11 protein-coding genes are annotated in these 17,476 nt (G+C 53.7%); 4 read left to right on the top strand and 7 right to left on the bottom strand.

All coding sequences use genetic code 11. The features are described from left to right. Window positions 1-22: 22 nt before the first annotated feature. Both Pla22_RS19395 and Pla22_RS19390 read right to left on the bottom strand, forming a co-directional pair. Window positions 23-991, bottom strand: coding sequence for a GGDEF domain-containing protein (locus Pla22_RS19395; RefSeq protein WP_146516383.1), 969 nt, complete (start codon window positions 989-991; stop codon window positions 23-25). Between the two features lie 137 nt (window positions 992-1,128). After that, window positions 1,129-4,194 (bottom strand): serine/threonine-protein kinase, encoded by a 3,066-nt coding sequence (locus Pla22_RS19390; RefSeq protein WP_165440753.1) that lies wholly within the window; start codon window positions 4,192-4,194, stop codon window positions 1,129-1,131. 623 nt (window positions 4,195-4,817) lie between these two features. On the opposite strand from Pla22_RS19390, the gene Pla22_RS19385 reads away from it, so the two are divergent. The 3 genes from Pla22_RS19385 (at window position 4,818) to Pla22_RS19375 (ending at window position 8,916) form a co-directional block, all read left to right on the top strand. After that, on the top strand, window positions 4,818-7,436 hold the full coding sequence (locus Pla22_RS19385; protein ID WP_146516381.1) for an alpha/beta hydrolase-fold protein: 2,619 nt from the start codon (window positions 4,818-4,820) through the stop codon (window positions 7,434-7,436). 494 nt (window positions 7,437-7,930) lie between these two features. Then, window positions 7,931-8,326, top strand: a complete 396-nt coding sequence (locus tag Pla22_RS19380; protein WP_146516380.1) for a hypothetical protein — start codon at window positions 7,931-7,933, stop codon at window positions 8,324-8,326. A 125-nt stretch (window positions 8,327-8,451) separates the two neighbouring features. Then, window positions 8,452-8,916 carry a hypothetical protein gene (locus Pla22_RS19375; protein WP_146516379.1) on the top strand — a complete coding sequence of 155 codons (465 nt, stop codon included), beginning with the start codon at window positions 8,452-8,454 and terminating at the stop codon, window positions 8,914-8,916. Between the two features lie 389 nt (window positions 8,917-9,305). On the opposite strand, the gene Pla22_RS19370 is transcribed toward Pla22_RS19375, so the two are convergent. Then, window positions 9,306-10,001 (bottom strand): PEP-CTERM sorting domain-containing protein, encoded by a 696-nt coding sequence (locus Pla22_RS19370; RefSeq protein ID WP_165440752.1) that lies wholly within the window; start codon window positions 9,999-10,001, stop codon window positions 9,306-9,308. Window positions 10,002-10,620: 619 nt separating this feature from the next. Here Pla22_RS19370 and Pla22_RS19365 point away from each other — a divergent pair. Next, a complete protein-coding gene (locus tag Pla22_RS19365; protein WP_146516377.1) occupies window positions 10,621-11,265 on the top strand; it encodes an SGNH/GDSL hydrolase family protein in 645 nt (214 codons plus the stop codon). Here the strand turns inward: Pla22_RS19365 and Pla22_RS19360 are convergent. The 4 genes from Pla22_RS19360 to Pla22_RS19345 all read right to left on the bottom strand — a co-directional run bounded on the left by Pla22_RS19360 (window position 11,240) and on the right by Pla22_RS19345 (window position 17,370). After that, window positions 11,240-14,242, bottom strand: a complete 3,003-nt coding sequence (locus tag Pla22_RS19360; protein ID WP_146516376.1) for an exo-alpha-sialidase — start codon at window positions 14,240-14,242, stop codon at window positions 11,240-11,242. The genes Pla22_RS19365 and Pla22_RS19360 overlap by 26 nt on opposite strands. 45 nt (window positions 14,243-14,287) lie before the next feature. Further along, window positions 14,288-14,617, bottom strand: coding sequence for a hypothetical protein (locus Pla22_RS19355; RefSeq protein WP_146516375.1), 330 nt, complete (start codon window positions 14,615-14,617; stop codon window positions 14,288-14,290). A gap of 286 nt (window positions 14,618-14,903) precedes the next feature. After that, complete coding sequence (locus Pla22_RS19350) at window positions 14,904-16,706, bottom strand: sulfatase-like hydrolase/transferase (RefSeq protein ID WP_146516374.1); 1,803 nt, start codon at window positions 16,704-16,706, stop codon at window positions 14,904-14,906. Continuing rightward, complete coding sequence (locus tag Pla22_RS19345; protein ID WP_146516373.1) at window positions 16,684-17,370, bottom strand: DUF2461 domain-containing protein; 687 nt, start codon at window positions 17,368-17,370, stop codon at window positions 16,684-16,686. The genes Pla22_RS19350 and Pla22_RS19345 overlap by 23 nt, the downstream gene beginning before the upstream one ends. Between the last annotated feature and the right edge of the window lie 106 nt (window positions 17,371-17,476).

The following is a 17,476-nucleotide window of genomic DNA, read 5'->3' as shown; positions in this document are numbered from 1 at the left end:
ATCTTACAATCGTTCGCTTGGCTTAACCGCACACGCGATTGCGACCGCCTCGTTTGGCTTCGTAGAGATGTTGGTCAGCGAGTTCAAGCAAGCCCTTCGTTGTCGCTGGCTCGTTGGGGTTCAGCACTGCGAATCCAAAGCTCGCCGTGATTTCTAGGGGACCGGCGGCGGTTTCAAATGGAGCGCTGGCAACAGCGCGGCGGCAGCGGTCAGCCATTTCCGCGGCTTCTTCGCGACCGGTCGCAGCAAGCAACAAGCAGAACTCTTCGCCGCCGTAACGAGCCAACAAGTCATCGGTGCGGCAAATGTCACCCACTCGCTTGCCAAACGTTCGCAACACCTCGTCGCCCACTAAGTGACCGTGAGTGTCGTTGACCGACTTGAAGTGATCAATGTCCAGCATGACCACTGCCATGTCGGTCTTCGCTCGGGTTGATCGAGAGATCTCGCGTTCCATCGCATCCAGCAAGTATCGCTTGTTCATGGTGCCCGTTAGCGCATCACGAGTCAACGCGCTGTAGACCGTTTCGTGGTACTGCGATTCCACCGAACCGGCGGACAAGAATCGAAACAAGAAGCTACCGATACGAACCGTGTCGCCGCTGCGTAGCACGCAATCCGATTCAATGATTTGTTCGTTAACTAAGGTTCCGTTAGTGCTTCCCAGGTCGCGAACTAGGTAACCTTCGCTGCCGCGGATCAGCATGGCGTGCTGACGCGAAACGCTGCTGTCTGACAATGGCAAATCAGTGTCGGGCGAACGTCCGATGGAAAACTCATCTTCCTCAAGCAACAACATCCCTGTGATTACGTCGGCCGGATAGATTTGAACTAAACAGCATTCGTTGACTTCGACGGTTGGTTCGGGAGTCGGTTGCCGTCGCAGTGTCGCCTCGGCAACCGGAGTGTTCTTGGTGGTTGCTGATACGACGGGCGAATGGTCGGATCCGGGCGGGAATGAATCGATAGTCGTTGGCGCTGAATTCGTCATGATGATGAGATAGTTCTAGAGTAGGTTTGGTTCGTCGATGCGCTTGTTGCGAAAGTAGGTTGCGGCACAAATGGTATCGGACTGCTTTGCAAACATGGGTTACCCCTCGGATTGGTGAGCGATGTCGGGGTTGCTAATTAATCGACCAAGTCAGTTTCGATGTCGGTTGGCTCGTCTGTGTCAGTCGTGCTGATCAAATCAGTTGCCCCGATGGACTCTTCGAACACCTCGATCGCATCGGTCACCCTTCGTAGTGTTTGGCTTTGCACGGCGTTCAAGGCGGTTTGCCCAAGTTGCTGCTCGCGTTGCCGAAGGTGTTCCAGCATGCTTGCCACGGGTTTCATTCTTCCGTGCTGGGCATGATGCGATGCGATCGTGACTTGGCAATGCATCCAACCGAGCGTGTCGTCCACCGAAAGGGAAACGTAATCGCTAAGAATTTCAAACGCGGATGCGGATTTCTGAGCGTGCTCAACGGCTTGTTCGGTGACCACATCCACCGCGGAATTCGACGGTGAACTGAGTACCGCTAAGGCATGATGAGTTTGGGCGTAGCGGCGCAGGCGATCCGCGGTGACGCCTTCGCGTAGCAATGCTTCGTACGTTTTGAGCGACTGTCGAAGCAACTTGGTCGCCATCGCCGGGTTGCGGTTCTTTCCGGTGGCCAGTAACTGTCCAAGATTGTTTTCGGCGGTTGCCAAGTTGATTCGATAGAACCCGTCGTCGTCCGTTAATCGCCATGCCTTCTCGATCATGCGGATAGAACGATCAAAGTCAGCGGTCGCGTTCTCGTGATTACCCAACTGAACTTGGCAGTTACCTCGTTGCAGCAGCGCGTGTCCTAAGGATTGCAAAAGGTCAATGCGGTCGGGGTCGCTGTCGGACCATCGTTGAACGTCGTCGATCAGCACGCTCCAGCGCTGCCACGCATCGTGGTGCTGGCCCGTATCGGCCAGTTGTCGGCAATTCTGCGTCTGGATCGTTTCGGATAGGCGGCGGTCACGCGGCGATTGAGTTCGATCCGCCAACCATCGGGCCAACGTCACCGCATCTTCGAACGACGAACCATTGCCCATCGCGTCGACGCGATCGTGTGCGTGCGGTTTAGCATTTTGCAATGCCATTTCCATCCGCACGAAGGCCGAGATCAAACGAGCTGAATAGCTGTCTAACGCTGATCTGTTAGTCTCGCTTTGGAGTGTATCTCGGTGAATCGGTTCGGTCACGCTGCGCAGCCAACGGCGGGCAACGGTAATCTCTTGGCTTGATGGTAGATCGGTTTCGGTGTCTTCAGCCAACAAGAGCAGCCCGATGATCGCGTTGACGCGTTCGAGTGTGTACGCATCCTGGATTGCCGAACCGGTGTGATTGTCGATTTTCCCGGTATCACTCAACGAGACCGGTGTCACGTTCAAAGCAGGTGGGGCAGGGTCTTGATCGTGTTTTCGCAGGATCGTAGCGGCGGCTTGGTAGTGCGTCCTGGCTTGGTTTGGCTTGCCTGTTAAACGATAGAGGTCGCCCAGACGCAAGGCTCCCTTGGCTCGCTCTAATTTTGCTAGTTGATCGGTATGCTCGCGATACGTTACTGATGAGTCGACGTTCGGACTCGATGCCGTCCCTGAAGCACTATCAGCGGTCTGCGTTTGCGACGACGCTAAATTTTGGGTCTCGAGTCGATCGAATTGATGGATGGCGCGTTCTAGCAGTTCGCCACGTAGTTTTTCCATTCCCGGATAGAACTGGAGGGAGCCGCTCAGCTCGATCAACCACGCATCGGTTGCTTCGCGCGCCTCACCCAAGCTAAGGATGGCTTCCCGATGCGATTGTTCAGCTTCGATACGGGCGATCTGCTCGGCGCGATGCGATTGCTTAATCACAATTCCGAAGACAATCGCACCGACCAGCAATACCGAAGCACAGCCGGCCACCGCTGCAGCAATTCCTTGGTGATGTCGGCACCACCGAACACTCTTTTCGATGAAGCTTTCTTGGTGCACCGACACCGAATCACCAGCAATGAATCGTCGAACGTCGCTGGCTAAGAGTTCTGCGCTCTCATAGCGATCCCCGGGCGACCGTGACATGGCCTTGGCGACGATCGAGACCAAAGCCGATGGTGCTAAAGGCTGCAGCGATCGCAAGCTTGGGTAACTCGACGATTGAACTTGCTTCAGGATTTGTTCGACCGGTTGCCCTTGGTAAGGGTGACGCCCGGCGACGATCGCGTACAGGATCATTCCAAGCGAATAGATGTCCGATGGCTGGCTGATCGCTGAGATTTCGCCGGACGCCTGTTCCGGGGACATGTAGGCTGGCGTTCCGACCACGGTTCCGTCGGGCTCGATCAACGGGGTCGAATCAGCGTGAACATTCTTTCGTCGCGCAGGCAGCGGGGTGGTGGCCAAACCGGGCGTTGCATCAAGCGAGTGTGCCAAGCCCCAATCCAAGACTACCGTTTCGCCAAATTCGCCAATCATCACGTTAGATGGCTTCAAATCGCGATGGACCACGCCGCGCTTGTGCGCGTACGCGACCGCATTGCAGACATCGACAAAGCGTTGCAACAGAGGTTCGAGCTTTTCGCCGAACTCGAACCGCGTTTGCTTCGTTCGAGACAACTTGTCGGAATGATGTTGCTGGATGAACTCTTGAAGCGTCACGCCATCGAGCAACTTCATCACATAGTAGGCGTCTTTTTGGTCGCCCATCTCGTGGACCGGGACAATACCCGGATGCTGAAGCTGGCTGGTGACTTTCGCTTCGTGTAAGAATCGCTGACGTTCTTGCTCGGTGACCTCGTACGTGTCGGTGAACCGCTTCACGGCGACTTCGCGATCGAGTTGGCGGTCAACTGCTTTTTCGACTACTCCCCACCCTCCGCGACCGACCTCACCTACGCTTTCGTAACGTGAAGGCACCGAATCGTTAACCGCAGGGCAAGGCGATGTTTCCGTCGAGGATTCCGCGGGCGGCTGGCTGGACTCTGTTTGCGATGGCTTGGGTCGTTCGGCGGCGTCCGATCCGAGAGTGGCATCATGAACAACGTCTTGGTCAATCGTCTTTCGTGAACGACCCTGCCGCCGTCGGGAACGAAGCTTTGATGCTGAATCATCGTCCGGCGACCGTTTCTCACGATCACTTCGGCTTGGCGTATCGCCGGGGCGATTCGTTTCGTCGAAGTTCGATGATTCAGGAATTGCCATGAGGATTGCCAATGGGAACCCGCACGATTGCTTTGCGATGCAAAGCATAGTGCAGGTGTTCAAGCGTTCGCGATCGATCGCAATCGGTTCAACGCGGGGTGAGCTACGAAATGGGGAACATGAGTCAATGAATCCGTCGCTGCCGAGCGATTTCGCCGGCCGGACACTGTTCAGCTGATTGCTTGGTGTTTGTTGGACAACATCGCAAAAGGCTGATATGACCCGGTTGAACCGTAGGTTGTCATCCTTACCAGCAGCGTTGATCGGCTCGGGGAATCAACGGCCAAACGGTTCGGTCCGTGTTCGAAGTCGTTTTGGACCGGTCCTAACGAAAGTAAGGGCCGGATCGGAAACCGCGAGTGACTATGCCAAAGTGATATTGCCCGAGTGATATTGACCGAGTGTTTTGCCCGAGTGTTCTCGCTTGGCCCCGTGTCGACTGGCAATCGACAAGTGAATAGGACCGAAGCGGCAAAAGGGAATGATTCCGTTGCCAGCCTTCCTGGTTAAACTAGCCGACTTGCCGCAACGTGTAGACGGCTCTTTGCTGTGGTACGATCTCTCGTCTCGGATCGAATTCCTTCCTGCCTCCCGCTCCCGCCTCCTTCCCACCGGAGTCCCTGATGACGTTCCCCAAGCTTTTCAAAAACGGGATCACCTTTTCGCTGTTGACGTTGTTGTCTCTGACGGCAATCCATCCCACTGTTTCGGTCGGGCAAGACAATTCTGTTGGTGAAGTTCAGCCTGACGTGCCGAGCGGCGAAGTCACTTCCGGCAAGTTCAGCGACAGCCACGTTTTCCCCGGAACGACCCGAGAGTACAGCGTTTATGTGCCGGCGCAGTATCAATCCGACAAACCTGCCTCGTTGATGGTTTTTATGGATGGTTCGTCCTACGCGAATCCAAACGGCGCCTTTCGAGTCCCTGTCGTGCTGGACAACTTAATCGCTCAACAAGCGATGCCGGTCACGATCGCCGTGTTTGTTAACCCAGGCATTATCACCCCCACGCTTGATGATGCCAAAGACCGTAGCAACCGGTCCTTCGAATACGATTCGCTCGGTGATCGCAACGCGACGTTCTTGGTGGATGAACTACTACCGGTGGCGTTAAAGGGACTCAACGTTTCCGACGATCCGGTCGACCGCGCGGTGTGCGGGATATCGTCGAGCGGTATCGCTGCGTTTACCGTCGCGTGGGAAAAGCCAGACCAGTTCGGTAAGGTCCTTAGCCACATTGGCAGCTTCACCAACATCCGCGGCGGCTGGGAGTATCCCGGATTAATTCGCAAGTCCCACAAGCAACCCAAGCCAATCAAGGTCTACCTGCAAGATGGACGAGACGATCTCGATAACCTGCACGGCAATTGGCCGCTGGGCAATCATGACATGGCGGCGGCGCTGCAGTTTGCTGGCTACCAACACAAACTGGTCATGACCGATGGCGGACACAGCGGCAAGTGGGCCGGCGAGGATTTGCCCAACGCGTTGAAATGGTTGTGGGATGACAATGCCAAGTCCTCGCACGTTCCCGATCCCAGCACCAAACCAAAGTGGGAACCACATCCCGACGCAGTTGCCAAAGAAAGTGTTCCTCGAGGCAAGGTCGAAACGATGCAGCCCTGGGAATCGAAGATCTTCCCCGGGACCACGCGAGACTGGGCGATCTATGTACCGGCTCAGTACTCTCCGGAAGAACCTGCTGCGTTGATGGTGTTTCAGGACGGTGAAGGAATGCGGAACACAGATCGTCGCTGGCGAGTGCCGATTGTTTTCGACAACCTGATCGCTCGTGGCGACATGCCACCTACGATTGCTGTGTTTTTGAATCCTGGTCACGAAACCGCTAAGCCTCGCAAAAAGAACAAACATTCCAATCGAAGCTTTGAATACGACAGCTTGGGCGATCGCTACGCTCGGTTCTTGCTTGACGAGATCATTCCCGAAGTCAAGAAACGCTACACCATCTCGGATGATCCCGAGATGCACGCTATAGGCGGTTCTAGTTCCGGCGCGATTTGCGCGTTCACTGCCGCCTGGGAACGAACGGACTACTTTCGCAAGGTTTACTCCAGTGTCGGTAGCTTCACTAACCTGCGAGGCGGCAACATCTATCCGGCACTCGTTCGCAAAACCGAACCCAAGCCTATTCGCGTCTACATGGCCGACACCAGTGGCGATGTTGATAACGCGTTTGGAAGTTGGCCTTGGGCAAACCAACGAATGGCCGCGGCGTTGAATTACATGGGCTACGACGTTCGTTTCGACTGGGCGGAGGGCTACGCACACAACGCGGACTTTGGGGGTTCGAAATTTCCTGAGGCGATGAAGTGGTTGTGGCGAAACGAAGAACACAAACCTGTCATCAACACTCAAGGTGATTTGGGAGGCGATTTAACTCTCTTGAATTTGCTGATCCCGGGTGAAGCCTGGGAACTCGTTGCTGATGATCTTGGCTTCGCCGATGCCCTGTGTGCCGACGCGCAAGGGAATCTGTACTTCTGCGACATGCGGGCGCCGTCGGTGATCCGGATCGACGCGACAACGGGCGGACAATCCGTGATCGCGAAGGAATCGGTCAGCGGATTGGAACTCAGCCCCGATGGGACGCTTTTGTACGCCTGTCAGGGATCCAAGGACCGAGTGATCTCGATTGATGTTCGTAGTGGAGAGGTCAAAACAATTGCCGAAGGAGTCAAGCCGAATGACTTGGCGGTCACTCGCGACGGATTCGTACTGATTACCGAAACCGGCGCAAAACAGGTCACTCGTATCAATCCCGAGTCGGGCGAAGTCACGCCTGTTGACACCGGGATCAATCGGCCCAATGGCATTGCTTTGTCCAACGACGGCGGGACGCTCGCGGTGTCGGATTACGGTGGAGCGATCACGTGGACGTTCCGAGTCAATCCAGGGGGCGTGCTTGATGCCAAGATGCCCACGATGCCAATGCGATTGGCGGTCGATCCAAAAGGTGAGTTCAATTTCAATGAGCCACCGCCGTACGTGGCTTCCTCTCGAGGCGATGGCATGGCAGTCGATAAAGCCGGGCGCTACTACGTGACCAGTGATCTTGGCGTGCAAATCTTCGACCCCACCGGCCGACCATGCGGAGTGCTACCGAAAGTAGATAAGGATCAACCTTTTACGACGTGCATGTTGGCGGGGCCCAACCACAGCACTCTGTACATCGCGCACGGCCAAAGGATCTACCGCCGCAAGCTAACTGTCGAAACGCCTTAGATCTGGGCCTGCCGTGCCCGGCGAGTAACGAGTTCGTACAATGACATTGCCAGGGTCTCCGCTTGGCAATGTCCCTGGACTATATTTCTACGCAAGCGCAGTCGCTGATCAAGCAGCTTGCGAATCGATAGCACGCAACCCATGTTCCACTGATCATTAGCGTTATCCACAAAGAGGCGGGAAAATGCATATGCTTGAGCCGCTCACGTACCGTGTACGCCGCATGCCTATGCGAGTTGAAGCCTCCGTCTAACAAGGCGTATCGGTTGTCGCTTACGATTGTCCAAGTGTCATCATCGCGCCTCCGTATTGAAGTTGGCTCTTCGCTTCCGATGTATGCTTTTGACTGTACGTGGGTTGTTGACGATGCGTTACTGAGCCGAAGGGACGGCGGTGCGATATAACCGAATGCAGACGGAACATCGGCAGTCGATGTTGCTGCAAGTGTTCTATTCGTGCATTATCGATGTACCTGATCGTAACCCAGGTTAATAATGTCTGCTACTTTGTTGCGATACGTTGCTGCCGACCCAGAGCGAGAATCGGATCGACCCGAGGGAGTTTTTGCTGCTGCATACGATATATTGCATCGCGATGTTTCGCCAGCTTACTTGCAGGCTGAGATTCGTAAAACGCTCGACTGGTTTGTCCGCGAATTACCAATACCCGACCGTTTTGTAAGTTCACGAAAAGCACATCGCGCTGATACAGGGCTATGCTGGTTCAAGTCAGATTCCGTGGACTGTATTCGCAATGTTCGCTATCTTGTTCATTTGGTGGTTGAATGTGGCATCCCGGTCCGCGAGATTCGCACCAATTCGCCTGGTTACGTGATCTACGAAGATGATCACCAAGTCGTAGCTAAACCAACTGCTGATACTCCACGTTAAATCCAAATGCGACCAATAGTCAGCGGATAGCCATCAACTACACCGGAGATCTTTCGTCGCATCCTCAATCGTTAGAGAGTGAGAATGCGAATTTGGCACTGCTAGCACTTGAGGAACCCACGCACATGCTCAGAACTTCCTACGCTCATCTAAACACGATTCAGAAAGGTTGCTTCGCTGAAGCTTACTCCAAGATGGCCTTCACGCTTGAGGGATTTGAGGTCTACGACTCTGAATACGACGATCGTGGTATTGACTTTGTTTGTCGGTCACCCGGTGGCGTTTTCTACTCGGTTCAGGTCAAGGCTACTGATACCACATCCAATCAAACCAATCCATTCATCTTCGAATCTAAGTTCCAGAAAACGTCCGACTTCTTGATGTGTGCAGTTCGGTTGGCTGAAGGTTTTCGTCCGTCGATCTACTTGGCTCGAGGCTCTGATTGGGGCGGCACCAGCGAGTGTTTAGGGTTCAATGCGAACGGCGGAAATTCAGGTGCCTACTACGAAATGCGATTTGCCAAACGATACGCAGACTCGATCGAGTTGCACACTTTCGCCGACTATATTCATCGGCTTCGTGCAGTTTAATGTATGCCGATGGTTGGCTTTAGAGTTAGCCCAGCGATTCATGACGTTTAGACGTTGAATTGCGACCACGTATCCATCAAGTGCCGTAACCGCGAGACAAGCGTATCGGATTTCCATTCAATTTCGTCTCTTCGAACTTCCCAGAGTGCCTCCTGACACCATTGTTTGAGTATTACATGGTCTGCAATGGTTGTCATAAGGCTTCACTTAAGCTTAGTTGAATTGACTAGGTCAGAAGTCATTGAAGTGCACCTGAGTAAGGATTGCGTTCGATCATTGACGGTTGATTGTCACCCCGTTCGACTAGTTAGAAGGCTGTTGCGTGTAAACGATGCTCTGGCCAATCGTTCTGCCGCTTAAGATCACGATCAGGATAAGCGTAGTGCGAACTACTTCACTGCATCCCCCGACGATGTGCGTCTGCGGCGATGCAACAACATCGCTACGATTCCCAGGCCCATTAACATGTTTGTGCTTGGTTCGGGAACTGCGGTGATGGAAGTCAATTGAAATGGGGTGTAGCCGATGGCACCGCCTGTGCCTGTGTTGGTCCACAAAAGGTTGATGGATCGGATCTCAAAGGTGGAAAAGTCAGGAGGAGTCAGTGCTAAGTCTTGCGTCGTGAAGGACTCGTTTTCGCGATCGAGTAGGTTGATTTGATATCCATAAGAGATATTAGTGCCTAAAGATCCTTCGAGTGTTATTCCGTTGAGCCGGCCGTCAACGACGTAGGCGTCTCGAATGCCCGAAGAGGTAACTTGGCCGTTGGAATCGAAGATGGTGTACGGTTGCGAGTCGATGATGTCGATGAACCCGTCATTGCCTGTACCGGTACCGATTCCTTCTAAGTTTAGCGAGAACGCTTCAATCGAGTTGTCGTAACGCGTTACGTACGCCGAACGTGGCGATGCTGCTGTGTTGGATTCAAAGGTAAACTTGCCCCGCAATTTTTGACCGGGATCCATGTCGTAAAAAGGTTGCAGGTCAGCCTCAAGTTCCGCTTCAAAAGCAAACGTCACCAAGGCTCCCTGCGAAACACCGCAGGGCAACAAGATACCCATGACCATCAGGGAAGCCCAAGCCACAAGAGAACTCGATCGAGGCCAGGCTAAATCCAAGCGGGGCATACTGCATACCATTTGCGAAGTTCAAAAAAATGGACGTCCATTTAAAAGTTTATTTTTCCAGACACCAATGGACGCGAAGGATGCACATGCCTCGTGAGACAGGCTTCTTGTTACGAACGCCACTTGGCCGTTGGAGATCAAATCGAGCGTAGCCGATTCACCAATCGCGTGCAATAAAATTTGTAAGAGCCTCAACTGGGTGAACAAAAATCCCCTGTCGTTTGTGCGTCCAGTGCTCTTCTCGCAGCCTGTACGACTTAGAGTACGCATTGGACGGAAGGAACCACCTAGAAGTACCAATCGCAATTGCTACTCAATCATTGCCGTCGACGGCAACCTGTTCGGAAAAGTGTCTATCCCTGTTAACGCGGAACTCGGCTGTCTAATCTTCGCGGTCCCGGGGCTAGTCCAATTGTTTCGTTGCTCACGTTCTTTCGCGAATCATTCGTCGGCGACCATGGCATCGAGATTTTGTTGCGATATTGCGATTGAACATTGCATGTGCGTCCGCAATGGTAAGCTTTATCTAACGTCCTGGCTAAGTTTTCCAAGACCGAAATGCCTTAAGGAATAGGGAATGAATCCAATCCTCGTTTACGCTGATTCTTTGAGCTGGGGCATCGTTCCTGGAACCCGCGAACGGCTTGCATTCGAAAAGCGTTGGCCGGGAATGATGGAGGCTGAGCTTCATCGCCAGTCGTTTAAGGTGCGAGTGATCGAAGATTGTCTGAACGGACGACGAACTTGCGTCGACGATCCGAGTAAACCGGGACGCAATGGCCTGATCGGGATTGAGCAACGAATCGAAGTCAATTCGCCTTTGTCGATCGTGATCGTGTTCCTAGGGACCAATGACTTTCAGTCCGTTCACCAAATCGACGCAAGGCAATCCGCGAAGGGATTGGCGTCAATCGTTTCGGCCATTCGACGTGCACCAATCGAACCCGGAATGCCAGTGCCCGAGATTTTACTTGTGGCACCGCCGAAAATTCAGTCCGTTGCGTGTGAGATCGCGAAGAAGTTTGAAGGAGCAGAACAGAAAGCAGTTGGCTTGGCAGACGCCGTCAAGGACATCGCAGACGAGATGAAGTGCGAGTTCTTTGACGCGGCCACCGTGACGAAGACTAGCAATGTCGATGGAGTGCACTTGGATGCCGAACAACACCGTACGTTGGGTCACGCCATTTCCGCTCGAGTCATTCGTCTGTTAGAGCGAACCTAGTGGGGTCAATGACAACGTGCTTGATTCTTGTTCGCTTGTGAGTGTAAGTGATGTGGACCTTACCGTCGGTGGATTGGATGATGGCCGGATAGCTGAACTCGGCATTCTCTTTACGTTCCAGGACAGCGATATCGCGCCACGTAAGACCGTCGGTGGATTGAGCGAGATTCAATAGGCCTCGTTTTCCCCAGCCTGTTTCACCTGAGGGTAGGTCGTTGTAGACCAGAAGATGCCGGCCGTCATTCAAGGTTACCGCGTCGATTCCGGAATTGGGGTTGGCGATATCGGTCGCTGTCATGGTGTTCCACGTTATACCGCTGTCGTGCGAACGGCTCGTCGCCAGCACGCCTTCTTTCGTTCGGCAAATCACTTGCAATTGTCCGTTTGAGTGCGTCAGGAATGTTGGTTGAATCGCATTGAATAGCTTTCCATCGTTGATAGGTCCGATGCGTTTCCAGGTATCGGTAAGCATTCCGTCAGCCAATTTCACAGATTCGAAATGGACACGCCAACCGTCGTACTCCGTCGACGATCCGCAAAGCAACGTGCTTCCATCGTCCAGCAGAATCGGTTTGCAACGCACCGGACCATCAATGCCTTCGGGCAGTCGCTTGCGATCGCGGAACGTACGGCCTCGGTCGTAGCTAATCATCACCTCGCCCCACCACTCGCTCGGGCTCGGGCCAACTTTGAAGAACAACAACGTCGGTGCGTCACCGGGTGGCTGAAACAAAACGGGATTCCAGCATGGATATCGCAGTCCATCGTGTTGGATTCCGTCCGCGACTCGATTGGGGCCATTCCATCGTTGACCATCGTGATAGCTAGTCCAAATGCTCACATCGTTTTGCCCTTCCCTCGTTCCGCCAAACCAAGCAGCAACGAGTCCACGCGAGGTTTGGCAAACGGTCGATGCGTGGCATTGTTGAAAAGGTGCCTGGTCAAAAATGAACTCCTGCTCAACCAGTCCGGGGATGGTCGGTTCCTCGTTGTCGATAGGCGGTCTTCCGGTGATTTGTTCGTCAGTGAAGGTGATGCAATCGTCGTGCTCGATGAAATATAGTCGACCATTTTCGCTGCCGACTAACAGGTCGGGTTTCCCATCGCGATTGAAGTCGCAGGCCGCGGGACTGGACGTATGACCGGCTACGTTTCGTCGGGCTAGGTTGCCCACTTTCTTCAACACAACGTTACCGCTGCGTGTTTCGCAATTGCGGTACCAAGCGGCGTTCTCGGAGTTCACCAGAATATCCAACCGAGAATCTGCGTCCCAATCGACCAACGCCAACTTCACTCGTCCCGAACCACCGCAACTGGTTGAATTCAAACGCAGCGGTTCATTGTTCTCATTGACAAATATTCGCTGAGCTTTGCCACCCGCCGAACGCAACGTTAGGTAGCCTTCCTGGTCGAGCATGATAAGGTCCAGCCGTCCGTCGTCATCGAAGTCGTAAACCAACGGTGTCGTACGCCATTGAGTCAACGTTTCACTCGATGGGGTTTGTTGCCAATTCCATGACGGTGGCAGTTCACGCACGCCGCTGTCAAACGGCTTCTCTATGAGCGTGTCCTGGTGACGAATCAGCAGGCCTATGCGGGCGAGAATCGAGTTGTAGATAATATCGGCATCACCGTCGGCGTCCCAATCGACGACGCTGAGCGTCGTGTATCCCCATTTTGATTCGCAGGGGCCTTGGATCGAACCGTTTGGACCCGCAGTCACTCGAAATGGTTCGGTGGTGCCATTGTCGGACTTCACGTTTAGCAAGACAGGCGAATTCCATTTCGGCATACCGTCATTGGCAACACCAAGGTTTTCAAACCAGCCGATGGATCCCGCTGTGTTACCGCAGAGGATGTCTTGATCACCGTCGTTGTCCCAGTCGTACGCAAAGGGCGTCGCCAAGGCTCCGAACTTGAGCGTGTCAGCCTGTTGACGAAAGTACTTCGGAGCTTCAAAGACAGGCATCTGGTCGAATAGTCGGCCGGTGTTCTCAATAAACGCAACTCGACCGTCTTCGTCGCCGACGATCAAGTCTTGATCACCGTCGTTATCCCAATCGACGGCCGAAGGAGTGATCATCTGCACGTGCATGCTAAGCAGATTCCCGGAGGAGTCGTCAAGCCTCCGTCCTGCAGCATAGTCCGGTGCGTTTCGCGATCCGACGTTCTGAAAGTAGGTAAAGCCGTCTAAGAACTCACCGCAAAGTAGATCGAGGTCACCATCGCCGTCGAAATCAGCGAAGTTGGGAGACGGCCAACCGTAGACGTCAAGTTCGCCACCTCCGGCATGAAGTTTCGTATGAGGCTGCTTGTAGATCGGTTTTTCATCGTTACCTTCGTTGATCAGGATAGAAACAGAACCGTGCAGCGGACCGTTTCGCCAATTCCCATGGTTGTCGTACGCATGGTCCCAACCTAGATCGGACCAATCACCGATGGCCACGGCGATGTCCCGATCGTTATCCCCGTCGAAATCGACGTAACGCCACATGTTGGCCCGCGTGCGACCTTGGACGTAGTGCTGGGGATCGGCAGGGGCGTCAATCTTGCGCGGCTTACTAAAATCAAACTGGCCTGTGTTCGAGTTTCGACGGAACTCTTGACCCGGCACCAGCACAATGGTTTCGCCGTTGACGACGCTTGGTGTCATGTAGTGGTAGCCGTCGCCGATCCGAACGCCTGGTTTGAAAACCGGCATCTTGTTTTGGGGGTCTTGGGTTGGGTTTTCGAAGTAATAGGTGCCTTGAGAAGGTTTATCAGGACAACCAACTATCAAATCCGTGTCCCCATCGTTGTCATAATCCACCGCAATCGGGTAAGCCCACAATCCCACGCCAAGGTCGACTTCCAACCCAGGATGGTTGTACGCCATCGGTTGCAACTTGAAAGCTGACTCATCGGCATACGTCGCCATCGCGATGACCAGTGACGACAGCAATGACAACAGTAATGACAACTGGATTGAGTGATTCATAGGGGCGAAGCTGTTTGAGTGGTGAGGTCGAGCAAAGCAGCGAGTCTATTCTGTATAAATCGCTCGCTCATTCGATGCAGCGACGAGTCGTCCGAGCACAATCATGGCCAACGGACCCATCACGATGACCAGGTACGGATGAAACGGACTCGCGAGGCTACTGCAGGACGATGGCCAATGATCGGTCGTCGAGATTACCATCCACGCGATGATCAGCATGCCGACGGACAAGACGATCAAGGCACATGTGCTGTTGAGGGTGGGAACCAATAAGCCTAACAAAAATAGTCCGACAATTCCGGCACCGAGAACACCTGACAACAGCCACCAGACATCGAGCAGGCTTTCGGTCCATTGCACTAGCGACAAGACCATCTTAGTTCCCATCAAACCCTAAGCGAAGGTCGCGATGCGAAGCTCGTGCATTTGTTGCCGCACGCAAGAATGAGGCCGCCATATAAGTTGATGGAAGTCACTCAATTCCAACGTTTTCGTTTATTTGAACGAAGTGCAAACGGTACTCGTGCGACAGCGAGATCGCTGTACCCAGCAAAGCTCAATCGCCTTTGGGCACTTGAGCCGCGGTGAAATGAGAAAACTAAATTGACCTCGTCGGCTTCGTATGTCTTACCTCTTGGCAACCGCCTATCAATCGAGTGTTTCATTTCGTTGGAACCTCACTGACCGAAATCGCCGCGGTATCACTGGTGAGGTAATCGCGAGTGACAAACGAGCGGTCTTCGTTGTGAACCGCTTCGTTGTCCAACAGACTGACACCGTCTATCGCTTCGATCCCTGAAACATCTAAGCCTATCAAATCAACCAGCGTAGGAAGTATGTCTGCGTGCATCGTCGGTGCTTCGATAGCAGATACCGGGATGCCTTGGCCGAAAAGAATGGCGGGTGTCATGTTCTGCTGACGAGATATTCGAGTGCCATGCCCTATCGTGCCATCTTCCAAGAAAGCTTCGCCGTGATCACCCAGGACAACAACAATACGATCGGAGTCGTCTTCGAAGAATAGCTTCAGCCAGCGATCGACGGTGTGCGCCGAATTGCGATACCGATTCCAGACAAGCAGTTGGTCCTCGGCTCCATAGGGAATCGGAAAATCCTCTTCGGCCGATGGATCAAAGATTTGATCTTCGGCATAGCTTCGGTAGGGAGAATGAGTCGCGTAGAGATACAGAATCGCAAGCCGCGGCGCGGGGTGGAAGTTTTCCGAATCAGTCATGTCTTCGACCTGCGACGAATCGTTGGTTTGAGGGGATGATTCGGGACCGATTTGCCGATCGAGGAAACGCAAGGTCTCCGCTGTCGCCCAGCGGTCACTTGCCAGTCCATCCTGACGTTGGAATTCAAACACGTCAAAGTGGTCTTCGCTAATGAAACTGTCCATATAGAATCGCTGCCAATCATCGTGGCCGGCGAAAAAGCCTAGGTGGTAACCTGCATCACGAAAAATCTCGAACATGGGTGGGCGATAGCGGAGCTTGGACGAAAACCAAGTTGCGTCCATCCCTGAAACGAGTGAGAACATTCCATGGCTGGTCGCATTGCCGCTGGAGTAATGGTTGCGACACCATAACCCTCGGTTTGCCGCGTCATGGAGGTGCGGCATCGTTTGGGCGTCAACCAATTCATGCCGAAACGACTCCACGACAACAATCACGACGTCTGGTTTACGAGCTGCTTCGATGGGTTGGGTTTGGATCAAACGAATGGCTCGCTCGCGCTGCGCCCGTTCGGCCGACACCATTTCCAGTTCGGTTCCTGTGGTGACCCCGATGTCCGCGGCGTGAGTGTCCGAAAACGTGATCGGAACCGGACGCCAAATCCCAGCAATGCTCAGGGGATGCTGGAACGGACTGCGGCCGATGTCGACTCGCGTATGAAACGCCGAGAACAGAGTGATCAATGTGGCTCCGCCAACGAATGCAACGATGCCATAAGCGATCTTCCAGGTGAATCGTTCGACCAAAATGTTTGTCAATGCGATGCAAGCAGCGTAGGTCGCAGTGAAACCAACAGCGATGGAAATCAACGTACGCCAAGCGGGCCAACCTGCGTGAGAGATCCACTGCGGCATGGTCGATACAGCTGCCAAGCCTCGGTCACTTATCACGTGAGTGCCGATCGTCCGATAGACCGCCGCGTCGATCATCACGATCAACAAGGGAATCGCCATAGCGAACCAGCCGAGCGCTCGGTAACGATACGTCAGTAGTAAGCCCGGCAGCGTCAGTAAACAGGATTGCACGAAGATCGACGCGATTACGAACATGGAAAACGGTTCGAAGCCACGATTGGAAAACGGATCCCAAGCGATGGTCATGGTCATCGCGTTGGCGATAAGTCCCGCCAATAGGATAGGTCGTGCCCAATCGTTGTTGGCTCGTTCTTTGGCCGCAGCAAGTTTGCGGTCTTGCACGCTTGCCAGATTAGTACGGGACGTCGATGGCATCGCACAAGAATCGCATGAGAGGTTTGGCCTTCTTGACGTGGTCAATCACCAAGTCAACAACTTCGTCGCTGGTGATTTGTTGCCGTTGGAGTGGAGCTACTGCGATGAAGTCGATTCGTTTCAAGTCATCGATCATCGGATGGTCCTTGTCGTAGTCTCGCGGCGACGTCTTTAAACTTTCGCCGGCAAACGAATACACCGCTCGGAAGGATTTGTTATCTCGCGCTCTTTTCCAGGCTTTGGGGTCTTCGGCAATTGCTGCTCGGATGGCGGCCAGTGTGGTGCGTTCTGGACGCCAGCAACCTGTTGCAATGAAACATTCATCGCTGGCAAGGTGGAGGTAAATGCCCGGTGCGTGGATATTCCCGTCGGCTTGATGCCGAATGGAGATGCCGACGTTTGTCTTGTAAGGCGTTTTGTCCTTTGAAAAACGAGTGTCACGATAGATTCGCATCACGCTTCCGCCATGTCCCTTGGGGACGACTCCCAGCATCGGGGCGGCTCGCGAGAGCGGTTTTTCTAGCCGCCGGACCAGTTCGACGGCGGGTTCACGAACGTCGCTTTCGTAGCGTGCTTTGTTTTCGGCGAACCAATCACGGTCGTTGTTCTTCTTTAACTCTCGCAGGAACTTGAATAGGCGAGGGGAAATGATGGGAGAGGTCATGTCGTCAATGTCAATCGGATTTGAATTTGCGCGTCAGTCGAGGCCGTTTTCGTTGGCGTCATGAGTGTAGCGTTTGGGGCATCTCTTCGTGACCAGGTTCAGTTAT

It is taken from the genome of Rubripirellula amarantea (assembly GCF_007859865.1).
Classification (GTDB): Bacteria; Planctomycetota; Planctomycetia; order Pirellulales; family Pirellulaceae; genus Rubripirellula; species Rubripirellula amarantea.
The sequence above is the reverse complement of the archived record's forward strand: the minus strand, read 5'-3'. Positions and strand labels throughout refer to the sequence as shown.